Below are 4,007 nucleotides of genomic sequence, written 5' to 3'. Positions count from 1 at the left end.
TCGAGGTAGCTACAGAGCCGTCAACATCAACTGTTCCGCTGCTGTGGAAAAATGTACAATTGTTAGTTTTGCTGCCACTCTTGCTGCCATATATTGTTAAATTACCGGAAACATTAAGTGCAGTGAGAGTTGATGTCATTTGTGCTGTGTATGATGAGCCGGAAGGAGTAACTGCACTGCCAACGTTAACAGAGACGCAATTTATAGTGCCTGCTCCGCTTATTGTGCAAGCTCTGTTTGCTGCAGCCGAACTGTTCAAGGTAACTGAAGTGGTAACTGTAAGTACTACGCTTACATTTACGGCAAGCGTACCGGAAGTGCTACTGAAAGCAATGGAATTGCATGTTCTGTTGCCATCTACGGTTAACGTAAATCCGGTGCCAATAATAATATCATCGCCGCTTGCAGGAATTGTTCCTCCGGGCCAAGGAGCATTGGGAGTAGTAGAGCTCCAATTTCCACTGCCTGTTGTTGTTATAGAAGCAAAGACATTAAAACTTATTATGCATAAAAAAAACAGTATGAAATTTATTAGTTTCGTACTGTTTGCTATGGGCTTCATATAATTATTTTTTCTTAATATTTATAAAAGTTAATTTTTTCATAAACTTTATATAAAAGTAAAATATAATGATATAAATATAATGAATTATAATACAAAAAGCAAGTATTTATAGACAAAAAATTATTAACATAAGAAATACTTTTACAAAAGTAATAATTTTGTTTGATAAAAGGAGTGAAAGTTAAAAAAAGAAGTACTTAAAGTTGAAGAAGACACATTGTTTTTTTCTTTGTGTACCTTTGGGTTGAATATTTTAACTTAACTAACGTCAGCATGAAAATACCTGTTTTTGAAAATCATAATTCAGCAGTTTTTTTGCAAGCGCTAAATAGAATACGGCTGAACAATATTAAAAAGCAAAAGACAAAAAGGAGGAAATAATTATAACTACTTACCCGAATATGTGAGGTTTTTCTGATTTCAGTTTTAGATTTTTTTCAGTAATGTCTTCAAGTAATTTTATAAATTCATCCTTTTCATCATAGCTTATTGCTTTCAGATTAATAACATATTTTTTTTCTTCCATAGTAAAAACAGCAACTTTTCTTCTCTTGTTTAATATTTTTACTCTACTTATATTATGAAATAAAATCTTTCTGATAAAAAAAGGATATTCCCTGATGATAATATAATTTGCGGTTATTTTTGCGAACGGGGTTGAAAACTCAAATACTATTAATATCAAGCATGCTGCAAGTAAAATCCATTGAAAGGTTCTAATGCCAATATCGCCTATTTTAAATGCATTAAGTACAAGTGTAATAATAATAACTGCTGAAATAATAATAAGAGTTATTCCGATTTGTTTATTTCTTAAAAAAATTTTCATAAATTCAGTTAATATAAAACCTCAGTTGATTTTTAAAATAAAAAGTTTGAAGGAGGTTTTTCTGTATTTGTAGGTTTAACATTTTGTGTGTTTATAATTGCAAATCTGTAAACCAATCCCAATGATGTATAGCTTATTTTATCATTTACTTTTCTAATAGTTGCATCGAGTTTATCGGAATTCACATTATAAAGTTTGAACTCCAGATTTACTCCAAACCTTTTTCCGATTTTGTATCCTATACCAATTCCTACCGGAAATGTCATATCAGTTGAAGCTCTTCCAAGTTTTTCACCATTCATGTCATAACCATAAGCAAGTATATAATTATTGTTCAAATCTCTTTTTATTGTACGGTAATCAAATAATCCCATTCCGAGAGTGCCGTAAAAAGAAAATTTATTAGTATCTTTTTTAGTGATTATAGGAACAAAATCAATTTTAACTCCCAAATCATAAGCAAACATGCTTGCTTTGAAATATGCATTTTGGATTTCACGAATTCCGGCAAATTTTCCACCAACAAAATTTAAGCCGAATGAAAATACCGGTGTAAATTGTTTTTTTACACTAAAACCCCAACCCCATTTGTCTTCCATTTGATTTTTCCAATATGGAGTATGATGGTAATCCCGTATATCACCATAAAAAATACATGAGCCCATACTTAAACATACGCTCCATTTGTCGCTCATGTTATAAAAATTTATTGACTGGGTTTGCACCTGACAAAATAATTTTGAGGATGCAAAGAGGATTATAATACTGATAAAAATCTTTTTCATAGCACATTTAATTTTTATATTACCAAATATATACGTTTTTAACGCAATAAAGTTGCAGGCAGAATATATATTTTTTTTAATGAAAATATAATATTTGATTAATAAAAGTCAAGAATAAATTGGGCTTTAGAAGCAGAGGAAAAACAAAACCAAAAACCGCACCTGCAAAATGTGCATCATGTCCTATATTATCGGTACTTTTTTTAGCCATATATGCAGAATAAATAAGGTAAAATATTCCGAAAATAAATCCCGGAATTTCAATTGGAATAAACATTAAATATACTCCGCTCCACGGATTAAATAAAATACATGAGAAAACAACGGCAGATACGGCTCCTGAGGCACCAACAGAATTGTAATCATATTCGTTTTTATGTTTTACAAGTGAAATTAAAACCGAAAAGAAAGCAGCTCCTGCATAAAGCAGAAAATAGTAAAATAAATGCTTGTTTCCGAATGCTGATTGAAAATAATATTCATCTGCTTTTCCGAATGAATATAGAACAAACATATTTATTAATAAATGCATCCAATCGGCATGAATCAAAGTATGAGAAAAAGTACGGTACCATTGTTTTTGGTGAACCACAGAATACGGACTGAATGATAGCTTATAAAACAGCTCTTTGTTCTGAAAAGCGATTATTGAAATAATTGCTGTTATTATGATTATAAATATTGTCATATAAAAAAATAGTTTAAAGTTTTCAGTTCTCAGTTTCGCATTTTGCAAACCTGTCTTTATTATTAATATCCTTTCGAATCATAATTTCGCAAAAGCTTTTCTTTTTAAGCATCAAAGTCATTGCATTTCCGAAACGTTCATTGATTTCGAAATAAAGCAAACCATACTTATATAAATGTTTTTTTGCAAAATCAGAAATTGCTTCATAAAACATCAAAGGATTATTATCGTCAACAAATAATGCTTCGTGTGGTTCGTAATCCAATACATTATTTTCAATATGTTTTTTTTCTGACTTGCAAATATACGGAGGATTGCTGACAATAATATCAAATTCAGATAATGCTGATTTTTCTTTCTCATTAAAAATATCTGCTATCTGAAAATTAATTTCCACATTATTTATTCTGGCATTTTTTTCAGCAATTTTTAATATATTATCTGAAATATCAATAGCTGTTACTTCTGCATTTGGCAAATTATTTTTTAAAGCAACTGCAATGTTTCCACTGCCGGTTCCTACATCAAGAATCTTCAGATTTTTATTTTTATTTTTATTTTCTTTTATAATCAGGTCAACAAGTTCTTCGGTTTCGGGACGGGGAATCAAAACATTCTCATCAACATTAAATTGCAAACCGTAAAATTCTGTTTTTCCAAGTATATACTGAATCGGCTTATATTTTTTTAAATCATTAAGAACTTTTTTTAATTTTATTATTTCCGATTCGCTGATGCGTTCATCATGCTTTAACATCAAATCAACACGCGAAAATTTAAAATAAAAATTAAAAGCCAAATAAATAAAATTTTGTATTTCCTCCTCGGGATAAAATGGCTTCAATTCCTCTTTGAAGCATTTTACAACAGAACTAATTTTATTTGTTTCAATATTCATCTGTAAAAAAATCGTTTTATTGTTAAATTGTCAAATTGCCATATCAACTATTAACAGTATGTGCTTAAGTTAAAACAACAATTCAGCAATTTAACCATTTATACTATATAATAAATCATTAGTGTACCATAAAAATTAAATTTCGTTCTTTGAAATTATTGATAGATAAGGTTTGTAATAAATTTTGGTAACGTGACGATTTCAATTTACCTCATTCATTTTACGTTATTTTATATAAAAAA

The 4,007-nt window shown here is 29.4% G+C and carries 5 protein-coding genes; all 5 read right to left on the bottom strand.

Annotation, left to right across the window (positions count from 1 at the left end; genetic code table 11):
* Positions 1–562: hypothetical protein (locus WC223_11730; protein MFA6924908.1), on the bottom strand; the 562-nt coding region annotated here is incomplete at its 3' end.
* A 394-nt stretch (positions 563–956) separates the two neighbouring features.
* Complete coding sequence (locus WC223_11725; GenBank protein ID MFA6924907.1) at positions 957–1,394, bottom strand: hypothetical protein; 438 nt, start codon at positions 1,392–1,394, stop codon at positions 957–959.
* A gap of 32 nt (positions 1,395–1,426) precedes the next feature.
* Positions 1,427–2,179: an outer membrane beta-barrel protein gene (locus WC223_11720; GenBank protein MFA6924906.1), complete on the bottom strand. Its 753-nt coding sequence runs from the start codon at positions 2,177–2,179 to the stop codon at positions 1,427–1,429.
* Between the two features lie 76 nt (positions 2,180–2,255).
* Complete coding sequence (locus WC223_11715; GenBank protein ID MFA6924905.1) at positions 2,256–2,867, bottom strand: rhomboid family intramembrane serine protease; 612 nt, start codon at positions 2,865–2,867, stop codon at positions 2,256–2,258.
* Between the two features lie 22 nt (positions 2,868–2,889).
* Complete coding sequence (gene prmC, locus WC223_11710; protein MFA6924904.1) at positions 2,890–3,765, bottom strand: peptide chain release factor N(5)-glutamine methyltransferase; 876 nt, start codon at positions 3,763–3,765, stop codon at positions 2,890–2,892.
* Positions 3,766–4,007 lie beyond the last annotated feature (242 nt).

The organism is Bacteroidales bacterium (assembly GCA_041671145.1).
Taxonomy (GTDB): domain Bacteria; phylum Bacteroidota; class Bacteroidia; order Bacteroidales; family JAHJDW01; genus JAQUPB01.
Note: the sequence above shows the minus strand (reverse complement) of the source record. Positions and strands in the feature narration are given on the sequence as shown.

Bases quoted from the DNA above. Each gene is read 5' to 3' on its own strand.
- WC223_11720 (MFA6924906.1), bottom strand. From the start codon at position 2,179: ATGAAAAAGATTTTTATCAGTATTATAATCCTCTTTGCATCCTCAAAA.
- prmC (MFA6924904.1), bottom strand. From the start codon at position 3,765: ATGAATATTGAAACAAATAAAATTAGTTCTGTTGTAAAATGCTTCAAA.
- WC223_11715 (MFA6924905.1), bottom strand. From the start codon at position 2,867: ATGACAATATTTATAATCATAATAACAGCAATTATTTCAATAATCGCT.
- WC223_11725 (MFA6924907.1), bottom strand. From the start codon at position 1,394: ATGAAAATTTTTTTAAGAAATAAACAAATCGGAATAACTCTTATTATT.